The sequence below is a fragment of the Methanosphaera sp. A6 genome, from assembly GCF_001729395.1.
In the GTDB taxonomy this organism is placed as follows: Archaea; Methanobacteriota; Methanobacteria; order Methanobacteriales; family Methanobacteriaceae; genus Methanosphaera; species Methanosphaera stadtmanae.
Map to the genome: position 1 here is coordinate 1 of NZ_MAIF01000035.1, position 2828 is coordinate 2828.

General features: G+C 26.2%; 1 protein-coding gene. It reads right to left on the reverse strand.

Annotation, left to right across the window (positions count from 1 at the left end; translation table 11 throughout):
* Nucleotides 1–72: 72 nt before the first annotated feature.
* Nucleotides 73–2634: a hypothetical protein gene (locus tag A9758_RS01055; RefSeq protein ID WP_011406691.1), complete on the reverse strand. Its 2562-nt coding sequence runs from the start codon at nt 2632–2634 to the stop codon at nt 73–75.
* Nucleotides 2635–2828: the final 194 nt, after the last annotated feature.

Below are 2828 nucleotides of genomic sequence, written 5' to 3' on the forward strand. Positions count from 1 at the left end.
TTTTGAGGATTATAAAATAAGTTTAAGGTTTTATTTATTTTTTTTAAAAAAAATAAAAAAGAAAAAAGTATATTAAGCTTTTATTATTAAACAACTTTCAGTACTTCTTCCTGAGTTAATATGATTATTACCTGAATATACAACAGTTACATTATAGACTCCATCATTAGCTGAAATATCCATATATGTACTAAGTGTTGCAATTCCATTTGTAATATTTTGAACAGTTACTTGTTCAAAGGTATATTCATCAGTATTATTAACAGTCATACCATTAATTTTAAATACATAATTACCAGAAGTAACTGGTGTTTTAGTAACATTTGAAACAATTGTTGCTTTTAATGTTACATATTCTCCAGGTTTTGCAGTTATTTTTTCAATTTTAATTACAGGATCTTGTTTGAGAACAGTAAGTGTACTATTTACTGAAACAGAATTATATCTATTATTTTCTCCAAGAATAATTGTTAAAACATTTTTTCCTGCTTTAATTGAAGGAACAGTAATATTAACTAATAAATTTCCATTAACAATTTTAGTATTTTTAACAGTTACACCATTAATTTTTACTGCTACAGTTGTATTTCCATAAATTGGATTATTATTTGAATCAAATAATGTTTGGTTAATTGTTATTGTTTCACCAGTATAAACTGTCATATCTTTGCTTTCGAGTTTAACATTGGTTTTAGTAATATTTAACATACCAGTACTTTCAGCTCTATTATATGTGCTGTTAGCAAAGACTATAGTTACTTTTGCTTCTTTAGCACTATAACCTTTTAATATATATGATAAATTAGCAATACCATTTACAACATTAAGTTTGATTATTTCACCATCATCATCTTTTAATGTTACACCATTGATTTTAACTATAGCTTTACCATTAATTAATTTTTCAGTTTCTTTATCTTTTACAGTGAAATTTAAATTTAAAGTACTTCCTGTAGAAATTGTTTTTGGAATATTTAATATAACCATTGCATCATATTTGGTAATAGGTCCATGATTATCATTTACTGTAATATTTATTAGGTTACTAGATGCATTTACAGCATCATCACCAGTTTTACCATTAGCAAATAATGTGTTATTAATAATTGCTACATTGTTTGTAGTTTCAATATTCACTGCTTTGGCATTGTTACCAGCATCTGTAGTTATAACAATATTGTTTGCTATGTATGCATTTGTAGAATTTTGTTGTATTTGGATACCTGTATTTGCAGGTGCAATTTCTTCTACAATAGGATTAATAGGAATATTACTATTTCCTGTAGTATTAAATACATTGTTAGTTACTATTGAATTTGGAGAATGAGCTAAACTCATACCCATACTATAATTTCCTATAGCATTAACTAAGTTTTTATCAATGATAGTATCATATGTTGTATAAATTTCCATACCATATACAATTGTAGCATTTAAATTCATTATATTTCCTGCTACAGTCATATTTCTAGATTCACTTCCACCCATACTTGTTGTGATAATACCAAATGCAAGTGCTTCATTATCTTGTGTGAATATTGTTGTATTGTAACATACACCATAGATTTTATTATCTAAAATACTACAATTTCTTGCAGAGTTACCTATTTGTATACCAGCAATATATCTTTCACTTGTAACATTAATAGTATTATTTGATAGAACTACATTATAAACTTCAGATAAAGCATTAAGTCCATATACAAATCTTGCTCCACTTACTTCTATGTAGTTGTTTGATACTGTTACATTATTTCCACTTTTTAATTCAATACCATCAATGGTTCCAAAGGGGTTATCTTCACCATCTTTTGATCTTCCACTTCTTGCAGTGTTATTTTCAATTATAACATTATTTCCACCATCATTGAATATTGCAAAGGTTAGAGCTAATCCTTCTCTGGGTCCACCAGTCCAGTCTATATCCTTAGCTGGACCATATACATCAACAGTGTTATTTACAATAAGTACATTATCTCCATTATTTGTAATACCTTCTGTAATACCTTCACTATTTGTAAGTGTAATTTTATTGTTTTTTATTGTAATATCCCATGCTTCGTTGTTAATAACATTTTCCATACCAGTACTATTAATAACTAGGTTAGAAATTGTGGAATTACTTGCCATATCTGTAACATATATATGTCCATTGTGTAATGTTGCATTGTTTCCTGTTAAAGTGATAAATTCCTGATCAATTATGAATGTTTTATTGTAGAATGCACCATTTAAAATTACTGTGGTATTGGGGTTGATGTTACGTGTTCCATCATCATCAAAGTATTTTCCATAATTTCCATCTGTTACTGTTATTGTTGGGTTTTCTGTTTTAATAGTTTTGTTTGTATTTTTTGTTTTTGTAGAGTCTTTAGTAGTAACATAAGATTCTGTATCTACTTTTTTAGTAGTTTTTAGTTGAGTTTTTATTGCATCATCCCTATCTGTTTTGATATTATTATCATTATCAGCCACAGTAGTTAAAACAGGGCTTTTGTCTACTTGTGTAGTAGATGATAGGGAGCTAGTATCTACAGAAGTATCATTTACATCTGCTGCAGAAATAGCAGTGAATCCTGCAAGTAATATGATAAATGTAGTTACTAAAAGAATGCAAATTCTTTTATTATACATTGTATAATCTCCTTTTTATTAAAATATAATCGAGTACTTAAAAATAAACAAAATAATTTAATTTTAATTAAAAATACCTGATTATATAATATTTATTATAATTTTTATGAATAATATATTTTATTATAATATGATTTTGAAAAATATTTTTAATAACGAATTAGTATCATTAAAAAAAAAATAAAAAAAAGAAA